Origin of the sequence: Pseudomonas rhodesiae, assembly GCF_007858255.1 — a bacterium.
GTDB classification, from domain to species: Bacteria; Pseudomonadota; Gammaproteobacteria; order Pseudomonadales; family Pseudomonadaceae; genus Aquipseudomonas; species Aquipseudomonas rhodesiae.
Genome location: NZ_VFEU01000017.1, coordinates 37,794 through 54,605, shown reverse-complemented (window position 1 = coordinate 54,605; position 16,812 = coordinate 37,794). Strand labels below are relative to the sequence as shown.

Annotated in this window: 15 protein-coding genes and 2 tRNA genes; 16 read left to right on the top strand and 1 reads right to left on the bottom strand. The window is 56.0% G+C overall.

The window, feature by feature from the left end:
- The first annotated feature begins 17 nt into the window (after positions 1-17).
- The 15 genes from ftsH (at position 18) to FIV35_RS20995 (ending at position 15,366) form a co-directional block, all read left to right on the top strand.
- Positions 18-1,928 carry an ATP-dependent zinc metalloprotease FtsH gene (gene ftsH / locus FIV35_RS21065; RefSeq protein ID WP_034100726.1) on the top strand — a complete coding sequence of 637 codons (1,911 nt, stop codon included), beginning with the start codon at positions 18-20 and terminating at the stop codon, positions 1,926-1,928.
- 8 nt (positions 1,929-1,936) lie between these two features.
- Complete coding sequence (gene folP, locus FIV35_RS21060; RefSeq protein WP_034139320.1) at positions 1,937-2,788, top strand: dihydropteroate synthase; 852 nt, start codon at positions 1,937-1,939, stop codon at positions 2,786-2,788.
- A gap of 16 nt (positions 2,789-2,804) precedes the next feature.
- A complete protein-coding gene (gene glmM, locus FIV35_RS21055; protein ID WP_034100722.1) occupies positions 2,805-4,142 on the top strand; it encodes a phosphoglucosamine mutase in 1,338 nt (445 codons plus the stop codon).
- Between the two features lie 66 nt (positions 4,143-4,208).
- Entirely contained in the window at positions 4,209-4,964 is a 756-nt protein-coding gene (tpiA, locus tag FIV35_RS21050; RefSeq protein WP_034139319.1) for a triose-phosphate isomerase, read from the top strand.
- A 4-nt stretch (positions 4,965-4,968) separates the two neighbouring features.
- Entirely contained in the window at positions 4,969-5,352 is a 384-nt protein-coding gene (gene secG / locus FIV35_RS21045) for a preprotein translocase subunit SecG (protein ID WP_034100718.1), read from the top strand.
- 22 nt (positions 5,353-5,374) lie between these two features.
- Positions 5,375-5,460: transfer RNA gene (locus FIV35_RS21040), tRNA-Leu, on the top strand.
- A 96-nt stretch (positions 5,461-5,556) separates the two neighbouring features.
- Positions 5,557-5,633 (top strand) — tRNA-Met (locus FIV35_RS21035).
- A gap of 140 nt (positions 5,634-5,773) precedes the next feature.
- Positions 5,774-6,232, top strand: coding sequence for a ribosome maturation factor RimP (rimP, locus tag FIV35_RS21030; RefSeq protein WP_034100945.1), 459 nt, complete (start codon positions 5,774-5,776; stop codon positions 6,230-6,232).
- Between the two features lie 47 nt (positions 6,233-6,279).
- The gene (nusA, locus tag FIV35_RS21025; protein ID WP_034100716.1) at positions 6,280-7,761 is read left to right on the top strand and encodes a transcription termination factor NusA; all 1,482 of its coding nucleotides are present in this window, start codon (positions 6,280-6,282) and stop codon (positions 7,759-7,761) included.
- A gap of 27 nt (positions 7,762-7,788) precedes the next feature.
- On the top strand, positions 7,789-10,308 hold the full coding sequence (gene infB, locus FIV35_RS21020; RefSeq protein ID WP_034100714.1) for a translation initiation factor IF-2: 2,520 nt from the start codon (positions 7,789-7,791) through the stop codon (positions 10,306-10,308).
- A gap of 159 nt (positions 10,309-10,467) precedes the next feature.
- On the top strand, positions 10,468-10,863 hold the full coding sequence (gene rbfA / locus FIV35_RS21015) for a 30S ribosome-binding factor RbfA (protein ID WP_034100712.1): 396 nt from the start codon (positions 10,468-10,470) through the stop codon (positions 10,861-10,863).
- A gap of 3 nt (positions 10,864-10,866) precedes the next feature.
- Entirely contained in the window at positions 10,867-11,784 is a 918-nt protein-coding gene (gene truB / locus FIV35_RS21010; RefSeq protein WP_034139318.1) for a tRNA pseudouridine(55) synthase TruB, read from the top strand.
- Positions 11,785-11,899: 115 nt separating this feature from the next.
- The gene (gene rpsO, locus FIV35_RS21005; RefSeq protein WP_003177875.1) at positions 11,900-12,169 is read left to right on the top strand and encodes a 30S ribosomal protein S15; all 270 of its coding nucleotides are present in this window, start codon (positions 11,900-11,902) and stop codon (positions 12,167-12,169) included.
- 193 nt (positions 12,170-12,362) lie between these two features.
- Complete coding sequence (gene pnp, locus FIV35_RS21000) at positions 12,363-14,468, top strand: polyribonucleotide nucleotidyltransferase (RefSeq protein WP_034100707.1); 2,106 nt, start codon at positions 12,363-12,365, stop codon at positions 14,466-14,468.
- A 295-nt stretch (positions 14,469-14,763) separates the two neighbouring features.
- Complete coding sequence (locus FIV35_RS20995; RefSeq protein ID WP_034100705.1) at positions 14,764-15,366, top strand: BON domain-containing protein; 603 nt, start codon at positions 14,764-14,766, stop codon at positions 15,364-15,366.
- 229 nt (positions 15,367-15,595) lie between these two features.
- Here the strand turns inward: FIV35_RS20995 and gstA are convergent, their stop codons facing one another.
- Positions 15,596-16,225: a glutathione transferase GstA gene (gene gstA / locus FIV35_RS20990; RefSeq protein ID WP_034139317.1), complete on the bottom strand. Its 630-nt coding sequence runs from the start codon at positions 16,223-16,225 to the stop codon at positions 15,596-15,598.
- Between the two features lie 150 nt (positions 16,226-16,375).
- Between gstA and FIV35_RS20985 the strand changes: the two genes are divergently transcribed.
- Positions 16,376-16,717 carry a winged helix-turn-helix transcriptional regulator gene (locus FIV35_RS20985; protein WP_034100702.1) on the top strand — a complete coding sequence of 114 codons (342 nt, stop codon included), beginning with the start codon at positions 16,376-16,378 and terminating at the stop codon, positions 16,715-16,717.
- Positions 16,718-16,812: the final 95 nt, after the last annotated feature.

The following is a 16,812-nucleotide window of genomic DNA, read 5'->3' as shown; positions in this document are numbered from 1 at the left end:
GTAGTTAATTGAACGATATGGCAAAGAATCTGATCCTGTGGTTGATCATCGCGGCTGTCCTGGTGACGGTGATGAACAACTTCTCCAGCCCTAACGAGCCGCAGACCCTCAACTATTCCGACTTCATCCAGCAGGTTAAGGATGGAAAGGTCGAGCGCGTAGCGGTTGATGGCTACGTGATCACCGGCAAACGCACCGATGGCGACAGCTTCAAGACCATTCGTCCGGCAATCCAGGACAACGGTCTGATCGGTGATTTGGTGGATAACCATGTTGTCGTTGAAGGCAAACAGCCAGAGCAGCAGAGTATCTGGACACAATTACTGGTGGCCAGCTTCCCGATCCTGGTGATCATTGCTGTGTTCATGTTCTTCATGCGTCAGATGCAAGGTGGCGCGGGAGGCAAGGGTGGGCCGATGAGCTTCGGGAAGAGCAAGGCACGCCTGCTCTCCGAAGATCAGGTGAAAACCACTCTGGCCGACGTTGCCGGTTGTGATGAAGCTAAAGAGGAAGTGGGCGAGCTCGTCGAGTTCCTGCGCGATCCGGGGAAATTCCAGCGTCTTGGCGGGCGTATTCCGCGCGGTGTGCTGATGGTCGGTCCTCCGGGTACTGGTAAAACCTTGCTGGCCAAGGCGATTGCCGGTGAAGCCAAGGTGCCGTTCTTCACGATTTCCGGTTCTGATTTTGTCGAAATGTTCGTCGGTGTCGGCGCAAGCCGTGTTCGCGATATGTTCGAGCAAGCTAAGAAGCATGCGCCGTGCATCATCTTTATCGACGAAATTGACGCCGTTGGTCGTCATCGTGGTGCGGGCATGGGCGGTGGTCACGATGAGCGCGAGCAAACGCTCAACCAATTGCTCGTGGAGATGGATGGTTTCGAGATGAATGACGGCATTATCGTCATCGCCGCAACCAACCGTCCTGATGTGCTTGACCCCGCGTTGCTGCGTCCAGGTCGTTTCGACCGTCAGGTCGTAGTTGGCCTGCCGGACATTCGTGGACGCGAACAGATTCTGAAAGTTCATATGCGCAAAGTGCCGATGGGCGACGACGTTGCTCCTGCGGTGATTGCTCGTGGCACTCCAGGTTTTTCCGGTGCCGACCTTGCCAACTTGGTGAACGAGGCGTCGTTGTTTGCAGCGCGTACCGGCAAGCGCATTGTTGAAATGAAAGAATTCGAGCTGGCAAAAGACAAGATCATGATGGGCGCCGAGCGCAAATCCATGGTTATGTCCGAAAAAGAGAAGCAGAACACTGCTTACCACGAGGCTGGTCACGCTATTGTGGGCCGCGTTGTGCCTGAGCACGACCCGGTCTACAAGGTGTCGATCATTCCACGAGGCCGGGCACTTGGCGTGACGATGTTCCTGCCTGAGGAAGACCGTTACAGCCTCTCCAAGCGCGCGCTGATCAGCCAGATCTGTTCGCTGTATGGCGGGCGGATTGCTGAAGAGATGACCTTGGGTTTTGACGGTGTGACCACCGGCGCCTCCAACGACATCATGCGCGCCAGCCAGATTGCGCGAAATATGGTGACCAAGTGGGGCTTGTCCGAAAAACTCGGCCCTCTTATGTATGCCGAGGAAGATGGCGAAGTGTTCTTGGGGCGTGGTGGTGGCGGTCAAAATGCCAGTTTCTCCGGTGAGACTGCCAAGCTGATCGATTCCGAGGTGCGCAGCATCATTGATCAGTGCTACGGCACAGCCAAGCAGATTCTCACGGACAACCGCGACAAACTGGACGCCATGGCCGACGCGCTGATGAAGTACGAAACCATTGATGCCGATCAGATCGACGACATTATGGCAGGCCGTCCGCCACGTGAGCCGCGGGACTGGGAGGGGGGATCAGGCACCTCAGGTACCCCGCCCGTTGTTCAGAATGAGCGCCCTGAGACCCCGATCGGCGGCCCTGCGGCTGACCACTAAGGTTTGAAATGACTTCTGTGTTGTCCTCCACCCGGTTGCCTTGCGGCAACCGGGTTCTTGATTTGGCCCATACGCATGTCATGGGCATTCTCAATGTAACCCCCGATTCTTTTTCCGATGGCGGCCGATTCAGTCAGCAGGATGCAGCGTTGCGTCATGCCGAGGCGATGGTGGCGGCTGGTGCGACCTTGATTGATGTCGGCGGCGAATCGACTCGGCCTGGTGCTCGTATAGTTTCTCCACTCGAGGAGTTGGAGCGGGTTGCTCCCATTGTCGAGCGCATCGCACGTGAGCTGGATGTGATCATCTCCGTTGATACATCGACTCCGGCTGTCATGCGCGAAACTGCGCGCCTTGGGGCTGGATTGATCAATGATGTGCGCTCTCTACGGCGTGATGGAGCCTTGGATGCGGCTGCGGCTACAGGATTGCCGGTGTGCCTGATGCATATGCTCGGTGAGCCCGGGAATATGCAGGACGACCCCCATTACGATGATCTGGTAGGTGAAGTGACGGGTTTCCTGGCTGAGCGAATCGCTCAGTGCGCCGCAGTTGGAATAGCGCCGGAGCAGATCATCCTGGATCCGGGTTTTGGATTCGCCAAGACCTTACAACACAATCTAAGTTTGTTCAGGCACATGGAGTCCTTGCATGTCCTCGGCCGGCCCCTATTGGTGGGTGTGTCGCGCAAGAGCATGATTGGACTGGCGTTGAATCGTCCTGTTGGCGAACGTCTGTATGGCGGCCTTGCGCTGGCGGCGCTTGCCATGACCAAAGGTGCGCGGATTTTGCGCGTGCACGATGTCGCCGAGACCGTTGACGTGGTGCGTATGATTGCCGCAGTAGAATCAGCCGAATAAGAATGATGGAGCACTTATGACTAAAAAATATTTTGGCACCGACGGTATTCGTGGTCGGGTCGGCGAGTTTCCCATTACCCCTGATTTTATGCTCAAGTTGGGGTGGGCGGCAGGCATGGCGTTCCGCAGTATGGGGGCGTGCCGCATCCTGGTGGGGAAGGACACTCGAATTTCCGGTTACATGTTTGAATCAGCGCTTGAGGCTGGTTTGTCCGCTGCAGGTGCGGATGTGATGCTGTTGGGGCCAATGCCTACGCCGGCGATCGCTTATCTGACGCGCACGTTTCATGCTGAGGCCGGTATTGTGATCAGCGCTTCTCACAACCCTCACGACGACAACGGCATCAAATTCTTCTCTGGGCAGGGCACTAAACTGCCGGACGAAATCGAGTTGATGATCGAGGAGTTGCTGGATGCCCCCATGACAGTGGTCGAGTCCAGTAAGTTGGGCAAAGTGTCACGTATCAATGATGCATCCGGCCGCTACATCGAATTTTGCAAAAGCAGTGTGCCAAGCAGTACTAATTTCGCTGGCCTTAAAATCGTTGTCGATTGCGCTCACGGTGCGACTTACAAAGTGGCGCCAAGCGTATTTAAGGAGTTGGGCGCGGATGTAACAGTGCTGTCGGCCCAGCCTAACGGTTTGAACATCAACGAGAACTGCGGTTCTACTCATATGGAGCAATTGCAGGCTGCGGTTTTGGCTCAGCATGCCGATCTGGGGATTGCTTTTGATGGCGATGGTGACCGTGTGTTGATGGTGGATCACACGGGCACTGTAGTGGACGGTGATGATCTGTTATTCATCATTGCCCGCGATCTGCATGAGCGTAACAAGTTACAGGGCGGTGTCGTTGGAACGCTGATGAGCAATTTGGGCCTTGAGTTGGCTCTGGCGGAATTAGGCATTCCTTTCATTCGCGCGAATGTTGGGGACCGTTATGTGATTGCTGAGCTCCTGGAGCGAAATTGGCAGGTGGGGGGCGAGAACTCCGGGCATGTTGTCTGCTTCCAGCACACCACGACAGGTGATGCCATTATCGCTGCATTGCAGGTGTTGCTTGCGCTGCGGCGTCGTGAAGAGAGCCTCGCTCAAGCGCGTCAGGCCATGCGTAAATGCCCGCAGGTGCTACTCAATGTGCGCTTTGCCGGTGGCGAAAACCCAATCGAGCACCCCGCTGTTAAGGAAGCGTGCGAGCGCGTGACCCAAGCGATGGCTGGCCGTGGACGCGTGTTGTTGCGTAAGTCCGGGACCGAGCCTCTAGTGCGTGTCATGGTCGAAGGGGAAGATGAAATACAGGTCCGTGGCCATGCAGAAGACCTGGCGAAACTGGTAACTGAAGTTTGCGCCTGAATTCGGCTTGCCAGTGATGATGTGGTTGGGTAACATCTGCGCCCACTTTGACCGACGAGGTACAGCATGCGTCGCACTATGGTAGCTGGTAACTGGAAGATGCACGGTACCCGCGCCAGTGTCGCTGAGCTGATCAATGGCCTTCGTCACTTGGCTCTGCCTAGCGGTGTTGATGTTGCGGTTTTCCCGCCTTGCTTGCATATCACCCAAGTGGTTGATGGCTTGAAAGGTAAGTCGATTCAGGTCGGCGCGCAGAATTCTGCGGTGGAGGCCATGCAAGGTGCCTTGACTGGCGAGATTGCGCCAAGTCAGTTGGTCGATGCGGGATGTTCATTTGTGCTTGTTGGGCATTCCGAGCGTCGCCAGATGATGGGTGAGCGGGATGGCACTCTCAATCGCAAGTTCGCAGCAGCACAGGCATGTGGCCTGGTTCCCGTGTTGTGTATAGGGGAGACCCTGGAGCAGCGCGAATCCGGCGAGACCCTTGAGGTTGTCTCGCGTCAGCTTGGCAGCATCATTGAAGAGTTGGGCGTTGGTGCGTTTGCAAAGGCGGTCATTGCTTATGAGCCGGTCTGGGCCATTGGTACCGGGCTGACTGCTACACCGCAACAGGCGCAGGATGTGCATGCAGCCATCCGCGCTCAGTTGGCGGCAGAGAATTCTGAAGTCGCACAAGGTGTGCGTCTTCTATACGGCGGCAGCGTGAAGGCGGCCAATGCGGTCGAACTGTTCGGCATGCCGGATATCGATGGGGGGCTCATTGGTGGAGCTTCCCTGAATGCAGATGAGTTCGGTGCGATTTGTCGCGCCGCGGGAAACTGAAAAAATGCTGGAAACAGTCGTAGTCGTTTTTCATCTGTTGGCTGCCCTGGGTGTAGTTGCCCTGGTTTTGTTGCAACAGGGTAAAGGTGCGGATGCTGGTGCGTCTTTCGGTGCAGGTGCTTCAAATACTGTGTTCGGAAGCCAAGGTTCCTCTACCTTTCTTAGTAAGTTTACTGCTATACTTGCCGCCGGTTTCTTCATAACCAGCTTGGGGTTGGGTTACTTTGCTAAAGAGAAAGCTCATATGCTGACTCAAGTAGGTTTGCCAGATCCAGCAGTGTTAGAAGTACCTAAAGCAAAACCGGCTTCTGATGATGTCCCGGTGCTTCAAGAGCAAAAGTCGGCTACTCCAGCGACTGACGTACCTCCAGCTCAAGAGCAGAAGTAAGAAGGGTTTTAAACGCTGTATTGCCGAGGTGGTGGAATTGGTAGACACGCAACCTTGAGGTGGTTGTGCCCATAGGGTGTAGGGGTTCGAGTCCCCTTCTCGGTACCAATTATCAGGAGAGCCCGCTGTTGCGGGCTTTCTTGTAGGTGGAAGGTTACATTGACCCTGTAAGGGATCGGTCGTATACTTCCGCCCCAGCTTTGTCGCGGGGTGGAGCAGTCTGGTAGCTCGTCGGGCTCATAACCCGAAGGTCGTCGGTTCAAATCCGGCCCCCGCAACCAGTTTTAGCGGAGCCCCTTTTAAGGGGCTTTTTGTTAGCTGGACACTTTCAACGCCGCTGTTCGACGGCGTTTCAAGGATGGGCGTTTCGCCCATTTTTTTATTTTGCACAGCATGCACATACATGCACGAGGGGGTTCAGGTGTCGAGCAAGCTAGAAGAGTTGCAGGCCTTGCTGGCCCCGGTGGTCGTGGCCCTAGGCTATGAATGCTGGGGTATTGAGTTTTCGGCTCAAGGTCGCCACTCAATGTTGCGCGTTTATATCGATAAAGAGGGCGGCGTGCTGGTGGACGATTGTGCCATTGTCAGCCGTCAGATCAGTGGTGTGTTGGATGTTGAAGATCCAATTTCCGTTGAGTACACCCTCGAAGTTTCCTCGCCAGGCATGGAACGCCCACTGTTCACTCTCGAGCAGTTTGCTAAATATGTCGGTGAACAAGTGAAGATCAAGCTGCGATCTCCCTTTGAAGGGCGACGCAACTTTCAGGGCCTTCTACGCGGTGTAGAAGAGCAGGACGTCGTGGTGCAGGTAGAAGACCATGAGTTCCTGTTGCCGATCGATATGGTCGACAAGGCCAATATTATTCCCAGTTTTGACTGAGACGCGGATCCCGCGGATCCAATGGCTTGCGAAAGGCGAGGCGTACGATGAGCAAAGAAGTACTGCTGGTTGTTGAGTCGGTATCCAATGAAAAGGGCGTACCGGCAAACGTGATTTTTGAAGCGTTGGAGCTGGCTTTGGCCACTGCTACCAAAAAGCGTTTTGAAGACGAAGTTGATCTGCGTGTGGAAATTAACCGCCACACCGGTGCCTATGAGACTTTCCGTCGCTGGACGGTCGTCGAAGAAGCCGATCTTGATGATCCGGCCATCGAAACCTGGCCGAGCAAGGTTGCTGAAACGCACCCTGGCGCAAAGGTCGGTGATGTCGTCGAAGAAAAGATCGAATCGATCGAATTCGGCCGTATTGCTGCACAGACTGCTAAACAGGTCATCGTGCAGAAGGTTCGCGAAGCCGAGCGCGCTCAAGTCGTTGACGCCTATCGCGAACGCCTGGGTGAGATCATCTCCGGTACCGTTAAAAAAGTAACTCGCGACAACGTGATCGTCGACCTGGGTAACAACGCCGAAGCGTTGCTGGCCCGTGAAGACATCATCTCTCGCGAAACCTTCCGTGTCGGCGTGCGTTTGCGTGCGCTGCTCAAGGAAATCCGCACCGAGAACCGCGGCCCTCAGTTGATCCTGTCGCGTACCGCCCCGGAAATGCTGATCGAGCTGTTCCGTATCGAGGTGCCGGAAATTGCCGAAGGTCTGATCGAAGTGATGGCTGCGTCCCGTGACCCGGGTTCGCGCGCCAAAATCGCGGTCCGCTCCAAGGACAAACGTATCGACCCGCAGGGCGCTTGTATCGGTATGCGCGGTTCGCGCGTTCAGGCGGTGTCGGGTGAGTTGGGCGGTGAGCGTGTGGATATCGTCCTGTGGGACGATAACCCGGCGCAGTTCGTGATCAACGCCATGTCGCCGGCTGAAGTGGCGGCAATTATCGTTGACGAAGATGCCCATGCCATGGACATCGCCGTTGGCGCAGACAATCTGGCTCAGGCCATTGGTCGTGGTGGTCAGAACGTGCGTCTGGCCAGCCAACTGACCGGTTGGACCCTGAACGTGATGACCGAATCGGACATCCAGGCTAAGCAGCAAGCTGAAACCGGCGACATCCTGCGCAACTTCATCGAAGAGTTGGAAGTCGATGAAGAACTGGCACAGGTTCTGGTAGATGAAGGTTTCACCAGCCTGGAAGAGATTGCCTACGTACCGTTGGAAGAAATGCTCAACATCGACGGCTTTGACGAAGATATCGTCAACGAGCTTCGCGCTCGAGCCAAGGATCGCTTGTTGACTAAAGCCATCGCTACTGAGGAAAAGCTGGCAGACGCCCATCCGGCCGAAGACCTGCTCTCGCTTGAGGGTATGGACAAGGATTTGGCGATGGAACTGGCGGTGCGCGGCGTAATTACCCGCGAAGACCTGGCCGAGCAGTCTATTGACGATCTGCTCGACATCGACGGCATTGACGAAGATCGTGCCGGCAAGTTGATCATGGCCGCCCGAGCCCATTGGTTCGAGTAACTAGGCGCGGCCTGAGGAGAGAAGTGCATGACGCAAGTCACGGTGAAACAACTGGCCGATGAGGTCAAAACACCGGTAGAGCGCCTGTTGCAGCAGATGCGTGAGGCAGGTCTGCCGCACACCGCCGCCGATGAAGGTGTGAGCGATAGTGAGAAGCAGTCTTTGCTGACTCACTTGAAGAGCAGCCACAAGGCGAAAGTGGAAGAACCGCGCAAGATTACATTGCAGCGCAAAACCACCAGCACCCTGCGTGTTGCGGGTAGCAAGAGCATCAGCGTTGAAGTACGCAAGAAGAAAGTCTTCGTACAGCGCAGCCCGGAAGAAATCGAAGCCGAGCGCAAACGTGAACTGGAAGAGCGTCGCGCAGTAGAAAATGCTGCACGTCAGAAGGCTGAAGAAGAAGCCAAGCGTCGCGCCGAAGAAGAAGCGCGTCGCCAGCCTGCTGCTGCGCAACCTGCTGCCACTGAAGCGGTTGCCGCGCCAAGTGCACCTGTTGAAGCTGTGCGTGAGGCCGCTCCGGTTGCCGCTGCACCAGCCCCTGCGGCTGACCGTAAGCGTGAAGAGCCCCGTCGTCCGGACAAACCACGTGCCGACGATAACAATCGTCGCGGCGGCGGCGATGGCGAGCGTAAAAACGCTCCGCATCGTGCTTCGGTCAAAGAGAAAGCGCCTGCTCCACGCGTTGCCCCACGTACTACCGACGAAGAGAGCGATGGCTTCCGTCGCGGTGGTCGCGGCAAGGCCAAGCTGAAGAAACGCAACGCCCACGGTTTCCAGAGCCCAACCGGCCCTGTTGTGCGCGAAGTGAAGATCGGCGAGACCATCACTGTGGGCGATCTGGCCCAGCAGATGTCGGTCAAGGCTGCTGAAATTATCAAGTTCATGTTCAAGCTGGGCACTCCGGCCACCATCAACCAGGTGCTGGATCAGGAAACTGCTCAACTGGTTGCTGAAGAGCTGGGCCACAAAGTGACCCTGGTCAGCGACACCGCCCTGGAAGATTCCCTGGCCGAGTCCCTGAAGTTTGAAGGTGAAGCGGTTTCCCGTGCGCCGGTTGTGACCGTAATGGGCCACGTTGACCACGGTAAAACCTCTCTGCTCGACTACATCCGTCGTGCCAAGGTGGCTGCGGGCGAGGCCGGTGGTATCACCCAGCACATTGGTGCTTACCACGTTGAAACCGACCGTGGCATGGTGACGTTCCTTGACACCCCTGGTCACGCCGCGTTTACCGCAATGCGTGCCCGTGGTGCCAAGGCGACCGACATCGTGATCCTGGTGGTTGCGGCGGACGACGGCGTGATGCCACAAACCATCGAGGCCGTTCAGCACGCCAAGGCTGCTGGGGTTCCGTTGGTTGTAGCTGTGAACAAAATCGACAAGCCGGGCGCCGATCTTGATCGCATCCGTAGCGAACTGTCGGTTCATGGCGTGACTTCCGAAGAGTGGGGTGGTGACACTCCATTCGTACCGGTCTCCGCGAAAATGGGTACTGGCGTTGACGAACTGCTTGAAGCCGTTCTGTTGCAAGCCGAAGTTCTGGAGCTGACCGCAACACCATCGGCTCCTGGCCGCGGTGTCGTGGTCGAATCCCGCCTCGACAAGGGCCGTGGCCCGGTTGCGACGGTGCTGGTTCAAGACGGTACCCTGCGCCAAGGCGACATGGTTCTGGTCGGTTCGAACTACGGCCGTGTACGTGCCATGCTCGACGAGAACGGTAAGCCAATCAAAGAAGCCGGTCCGGCCATTCCAGTCGAGATTCTCGGCCTGGACGGTACCCCGGACGCTGGCGACGAGATGAGCGTGGTTGCCGACGAGAAGAAAGCCCGTGAAGTGGCTCTGTTCCGTCAAGGCAAGTTCCGCGAAGTCAAGCTGGCCCGTGCTCACGCCGGCAAGCTGGAAAACATCTTCGAGAACATGGGCCAGGAAGAGAAGAAGACGCTTAACATCGTCCTCAAATCTGACGTACGTGGTTCCCTCGAAGCGTTGAACGGCGCCTTGAACGGCCTGGGTAACGACGAAGTGCAAGTGCGTGTTGTCGGTGGCGGTGTCGGTGGTATCACCGAATCCGACGCCAACCTGGCACTGGCTTCCAACGCTGTACTGTTCGGCTTCAACGTGCGTGCCGATGCCGGCGCTCGCAAGATCGTCGAGCAGGAAGGCCTGGACATGCGTTACTACAACGTCATCTACGACATCATTGAAGACGTCAAGAAAGCCCTTACCGGCATGCTTGGCAGCGACGTCCGGGAGAACATCCTGGGTATCGCCGAGGTGCGTGACGTGTTCCGCTCGCCGAAATTCGGTGCGATCGCCGGTTGCATGGTTGTCGAAGGCACTGTGTACCGTAACCGCCCAATCCGTGTACTGCGTGAAGACATCGTTATCTTCGAAGGCGAGCTGGAATCCCTGCGCCGCTTCAAGGATGACGCTTCCGAAGTGCGTGCCGGCATGGAATGCGGTATCGGCGTCAAGAGCTACAACGACGTCAAGGTTGGCGACAAGATCGAAGTCTTCGAGAAGGTTCAGGTTGCTCGCAGCCTCTAACTCGCGCACTTCCGGAGCCACGCGGCGATTGGGTATGCAAATGCCCCACACCGCGTACGGACTCTAAACGCAACGCCCGGTCTGGCTCTTGTCAGGCCGGGCGTTTGCCGCTTTCAGACCCCACGGGTTTCACCGTGTGGCAGTAACAGGTAACAAGACATGGCAAAAGAATACAGCCGTACCCAGCGTATCGGCGATCAGATGCAGCGTGAGTTGGCTCAACTGATCCGTCGCGAAGTCAAAGACCCGCGCGTTGGCCTGGTCACCATCACCGCTGTTGAGGTGAGCCGTGACGTGGGTCACGCGAAGATCTTCATCACTGTAATGGGGCAGGATAACAGCGAAGAAATCGCGCAAAGCATCAAGGTGCTCAACGCTGCGGCAGGTTTCCTGCGCATGCAGTTGGCCCGAGAAATGAAGCTGCGCAGCGTTCCCCAACTGCACTTCCACTACGATGAAAGTGTCGTGCGTGGTGCGCATCTGTCGGCACTGATTGAGCGTGCCGTGGCAGAAGACAGCCAGCACCCGTCCGCACCTGAAGACGCCAAGGAGTAAGCGGTGGCTCAGGTCAAACGTATCCGTCGTAACGTCAGCGGCATCATTCTGCTCGACAAACCCATTGGCTTTACCTCCAATGCAGCGCTGCAGAAGGTCCGCTGGCTGCTTAACGCTGAGAAGGCCGGGCACACAGGTAGTCTCGATCCGCTGGCTACTGGCGTATTGCCGCTATGCTTCGGCGAGGCCACCAAGTTCTCGCAATACCTGCTCGATTCCGACAAGGGTTACGAAACCCTGATGCAACTGGGCAAGACCACCACCACAGCCGACGCCGAAGGCGATGTTCTGCAGGTTCGTGACGTGACCGTTGGTCGTGCTGATATCGAAGCTGTTTTACCCGCTTTTCGTGGAGAAATCAGCCAGATACCGCCTATGTACTCGGCGCTCAAGCGTGATGGCCAGCCCCTTTACAAGTTGGCGCGTGCGGGTGAAGTAGTGGAGCGGGAACCGCGTTCTGTTACTATTGCGCGCTTGGAATTGCTCGCCTGTGAAGGCGATACCGCGCGTTTGGCCGTGGACTGCAGCAAAGGGACCTATATCCGTACCCTGGTGGAAGATATCGGTGAAAAGCTCGGTTGCGGCGCCTACGTTGCAGAACTGCGACGCACCCAGGCCGGGCCTTTCAGTCTGGTCCAGACGGTGACGTTGGAAGAGTTGGAAGCGGTGCATGCCGAAGGCGGTAATGAAGCGGTTGATCGCTTCCTGATGCCATCGGACAGTGGGCTGCTGGATTGGCCATTGCTGCACTTCTCGGAACACAGCGCGTTCTACTGGCTCAACGGCCAGCCGGTACGCGCTCCGGATGCCCCGAAGTTCGGTATGGTGCGAGTACAGGATCACAACGGTCGCTTTATCGGTATCGGTGAAGTGAGCGAAGACGGGCGCATCGCGCCGCGTCGACTGATTCGGTCAGAATGACCGAACGAGTGTGGCTGTTAACAGGCATGGTCAACACTCATTTTTAGATACAGGGATTTGTCCCTGGCCTGTTGAAACTTCCCTTTGGGTGGTTTCCTGAAAAAAGGATTGCCTCATGGCTCTCGACGTTCAAGAAAAAGCACAAATCGTAGCTGACTATCAGCAAGCTGTTGGTGACACTGGTTCGCCAGAAGTGCAAGTTGCACTGCTGACCCACAACATCAACAAGCTGCAAGGTCACTTCAAGGCCAACGGTAAAGACCACCACTCCCGTCGTGGTCTGATCCGCATGGTAAACCAGCGCCGTAAGCTGCTGGACTACCTGAAAGGCAAAGATCTGGGTCGTTATCAGACTCTGATCGGTCGCCTGGGTCTGCGTCGCTAATAAGCGATTGCGCTAGAGGTTGGTTGTCTGCCGTGTGTCAGTGGAATCCCGCTGGCCCATGGCAGGCTCCCAGCCTCAAGTTTTATCTGGATGCACGTTTTACCCTGGACGAGCGTCGGGCCGATTCCCGGCATTGCCCAAGAATTTCGCAAGAAGACAAGTTCCCCAAGAGCCACAAAGAAGGTAGGACACCGTGAACCCGGTTATCAAAAAATTTCAGTTCGGTCAGTCGACCGTTACCCTCGAGACAGGCCGTATCGCCCGTCAAGCCTCCGGCGCAGTGCTGGTTACCGTTGATGACGACGTTACTGTATTGGTGACCGTTGTTGGCGCCAAGACCGCTGACCCTAGCAAAGGCTTCTTCCCTCTTTCCGTTCACTACCAGGAAAAGACTTACGCTGCCGGTAAGATCCCTGGCGGTTTCTTCAAGCGCGAAGGGCGTCCTTCCGAGAAAGAAACCCTGACTTCCCGACTGATCGACCGTCCGATCCGTCCGCTGTTCCCAGAAGGCTTCATGAACGAAGTGCAGGTTGTCTGCACCGTCGTGTCCACCAGCAAGAAGACCGATCCGGACATCGCTGCGATGATCGGTACTTCGGCTGCCCTGGCCATCTCCGGCATTCCTTTCGATGGCCCGATCGGCGCTGCCCGCGTTGCGTTCCACGAAAGCACCGGTTACCTGCTGAACCCGACTTACGAGCAACTGAAAGCGTCGAGCCTGGACATGGTCGTTGCCGGTACCTCGGAAGCCGTACTGATGGTTGAATCGGAAGCCAAAGAGCTGACCGAAGACCAGATGCTGGGCGCTGTGCTGTTCGCCCACGACGAATTCCAGGCCGTTATCAAAGCGGTCACCGAGCTGGCTGCCGAAGCCGCCAAGCCAACCTGGACCTGGGCTCCGCAAGCCGAAGCCACCGAACTGCTGGGCACCATCCGCTCTGAGTTCGGCGCTGCCATCTCCGACGCCTACACCATCACCGTCAAGGCCGACCGTTACGCTCGCCTGGGCGAGTTGAAGGATCAGGTCGTGGCCAAGCTGTCCGGTGAAGAAGGCCAGCCTTCCGCCAGCGACGTCAAAGCTGCATTTGGTGAAATCGAATACCGCACCGTTCGCGAAAACATCGTTAACGGCAAGCCACGTATCGACGGCCGCGATACCCGTACCGTGCGCCCGCTGAACATCGAAGTCGGCGTTCTGCCGAAAACTCACGGTTCGGCCCTGTTCACCCGTGGTGAAACTCAGGCACTGGTAGTTGCGACCCTGGGCACTGCTCGTGACGCACAACTGCTGGACACCCTGGAAGGCGAGAAAAAAGACCCCTTCATGCTGCACTACAACTTCCCTCCGTTCTCGGTGGGCGAGTGTGGTCGTATGGGCGGTGCAGGTCGTCGCGAAATCGGTCACGGCCGTCTGGCCCGTCGTTCGGTTCAGGCCATGCTGCCGGCTGCTGACGTGTTCCCGTACACCATCCGTGTCGTATCGGAAATCACTGAGTCCAACGGTTCCAGCTCCATGGCTTCCGTGTGCGGTGCCTCCCTGGCACTGATGGACGCCGGTGTGCCGATGAAGGCGCCGGTTGCCGGTATCGCCATGGGCCTGGTGAAGGAAGGCGAGAAGTTTGCCGTCCTGACCGACATCCTGGGTGACGAAGACCACTTGGGCGACATGGACTTCAAAGTAGCCGGTACCGCTAAAGGTGTTACTGCGCTGCAGATGGACATCAAGATCAAAGGCATCACCGAAGAAATCATGGAGATCGCTCTGGGCCAAGCCCTGGAAGCGCGCCTGAACATCCTCGGCCAGATGAACCAGATCATTGGTCAGTCGCGTACCGAACTGTCGGAAAACGCTCCGACCATGATCGCGATGAAGATCGACACCGACAAAATCCGTGATGTTATCGGTAAAGGCGGCGCGACCATCCGTGCGATCTGCGAAGAAACCAAGGCCTCGATCGATATCGAAGACGATGGTTCGATCAAGATCTTCGGCGAAACCAAGGAAGCTGCGGAAGCTGCACGTCAGCGCGTGCTGGGCATCACTGCAGAAGCTGAGATCGGCAAAATCTACGTAGGTAAGGTTGAGCGCATCGTCGACTTCGGCGCATTCGTCAACATCCTGCCAGGCAAGGACGGTCTGGTTCACATCTCCATGTTGAGCGACGCTCGCGTTGAGAAGGTGACCGATATCCTCAAAGAAGGCCAGGAAGTGGAAGTACTGGTACTGGACGTGGACAACCGCGGCCGTATCAAGCTGTCCATCAAGGACGTAGCAGCGGCCAAAGCCTCGGGCGTTTAATTACCCCTAGGTCTCAAGCTGAAAAAAGGACTCTTCGGAGTCCTTTTTTATGGCTACCGGAAAATGCCTAGAAATCAGACGGTTAATGAAAACCCAAAAGCCGCAACTTGCATGCAGGTGTTGAGGGCTTCATGCAATATGCACGATTCCGGAAATAGCATTGATTTGTAACTCATTGTTTTTAAAGGTTTTAATTGAAAAAATAGAATTGGCACAGTGCCTGCAATATCCCTGTTAACGCTGCAGCATTGAGGTTTACACGCTGCAGACTTTTAATAAAACAGGAGTTACTCGTATGAAGAAGTTCGCTCTCGCTACCGCAACAGCTACCGCTCTGACCCTGGCTATGGCCAACGCTGCCTTCGCCCAACCTACTCAGGCGCCGATGACCCTGGCTGCTGGCGAGATGACCAAGGCTAAAGAGTCCACTTCGGATACCTGGATCACCACCAAAGTCAAAGCTGATCTGCTGACCGAAAAAGGCATTCCAGGTTCGGACATCAAGGTTGAAACCAACAAAGGCGTGGTTTCCCTGTCTTCCGATGTAGCAATTTCGGACTCGCAGAAAGCCACTGCCGTAGCTATCACCAAGAAAATCAAAGGTGTTACCGCTGTTTCCGCTGATGGCCTGATGGCTGGCGGCGCTGCAAAGGCTGACAACATCGACAAGTCCAAAGAAGCCACTTCGGATACTTGGATCACCACCAAGGTCAAAGCTGACCTGGTAACCGAGAAAGGCATTCCTGGCACCGATATCAAGGTCGAAACCAACAAAGGTGTGGTTTCCCTGTCCTCCGCTACCCCAGTGACCGAATCGCAGAAAGCCACTGCTGTTGCGATCACCAAGAAAATCAAAGGCGTTAAAGCTGTATCGGCTGATGGTCTGAAAGCCGAGTAACGCTCAACAGTTCGTCTGAACTTAGCGGCGGCGGCGCGTGAGTTAGATATCCACTCAATGCACCTCTGAGGTTCATGCGACCGACCACACGGAAGTGGTCATTACAGGCCCCGGCACTTTGTGTCGGGGCCTGTTCTATTTTAAGGCCGACTGCGACAAGCGAGCCTACTGCACCGGGGGAGCTGGCATCGATTGTCCATAGCTATCTCGAATCGACCTGCACACACGTTCACGCAAGACCTTCTTCTTGCAACGCTTTTCGAACGGCAGGACGCACTTTAACCCGGTCATACCAGGCATGTAGGTTAGGCAAATTGTCGAAGTGAATGTCGGCTTTGTAATAACTGGCCAGCCAGGCGGCCTGCCCCCAGCCTGTCAATGCGAACAAATAGGCATCCGCCACAGTGAAGGAATCACCCATGAGGTATGGGCGAGTACTCAACTGTTCGTCAATCCAGGCGAAGCGCTTCTCCAACTTCGGCTTGGCAGTGTCTACGTATTTACCTGCGAGTGTGGCGTACAACAGCGGAATGAACCCTTTGTGAATCTCCGACGTCAGGAAACTCAGCCATTCTTGAAGTCGGTATCGATCAAGGGTGCCATTGGGGGGAACAAGCCCAATCTCCGGCCTCAGGTCACCCAAATACTGCACGATTGCTGGGCCTTCACGCAGGAGAGTGCCGTCGTCCAGCTCGATTGCGGGCACATAACCGAAGCTGTTGACCTCTAAGTAATCGGCGCCTGATTCGGTGAGGTGTTTCTTGTAATCGACTTTAATCAGCGTGGCGTCGAGACCAAGCTCATTCATGACGATATGGGGCGATAAGGAGCAAGATGCGGGGATGTAGTACAGCTTCATTTACAGACTCCAGAGCATGAGTAAGCGCTTTCAATTCCAACAGAGAGGTGGCTTCAGCTCATTCTAGATGTCAGGTATAAAATAGGAAGAACGCACTATTTTGTAGTATAGGTACAAAAAATATACCTACATCCGTCTAGGATTTTGACCATGAAAGACAATATATCTGGCTGCTCAGTCGAAGAAGCGATGCGTTTGCTCGGTGGTCGCTGGCGTCTGCTCCTTGCCTCATACCTGCTCGATGGGCCAAAGCGCTTTAATGCGCTTAGGCGGGACATCCCCGCTATTTCCCAACGGATGTTAACCCTCGATTTACGCGCTCTTGAGGAAGCAGGTCTCGTCAAACGTACAGTATTTCCCACCGTGCCCGTCACGGTTGAATATGAGCTCACACTCGACGGACGGCGGTTAGAGCCTGTGGTTGAGGTAATGAAACAGTTTGGGCTATGGGTCAAGAGTCGCCAGTGCGTTGATGGCGTCGGCCCAGCTTAACGTGCCTTAGTTAGCGGCCATTCTACGTAGGCTGCGGTAGCTGGCCGATCTCAATTACCGGCTGCGCCTGCAGCCGTTTGAGGGCTTCCTTCAAA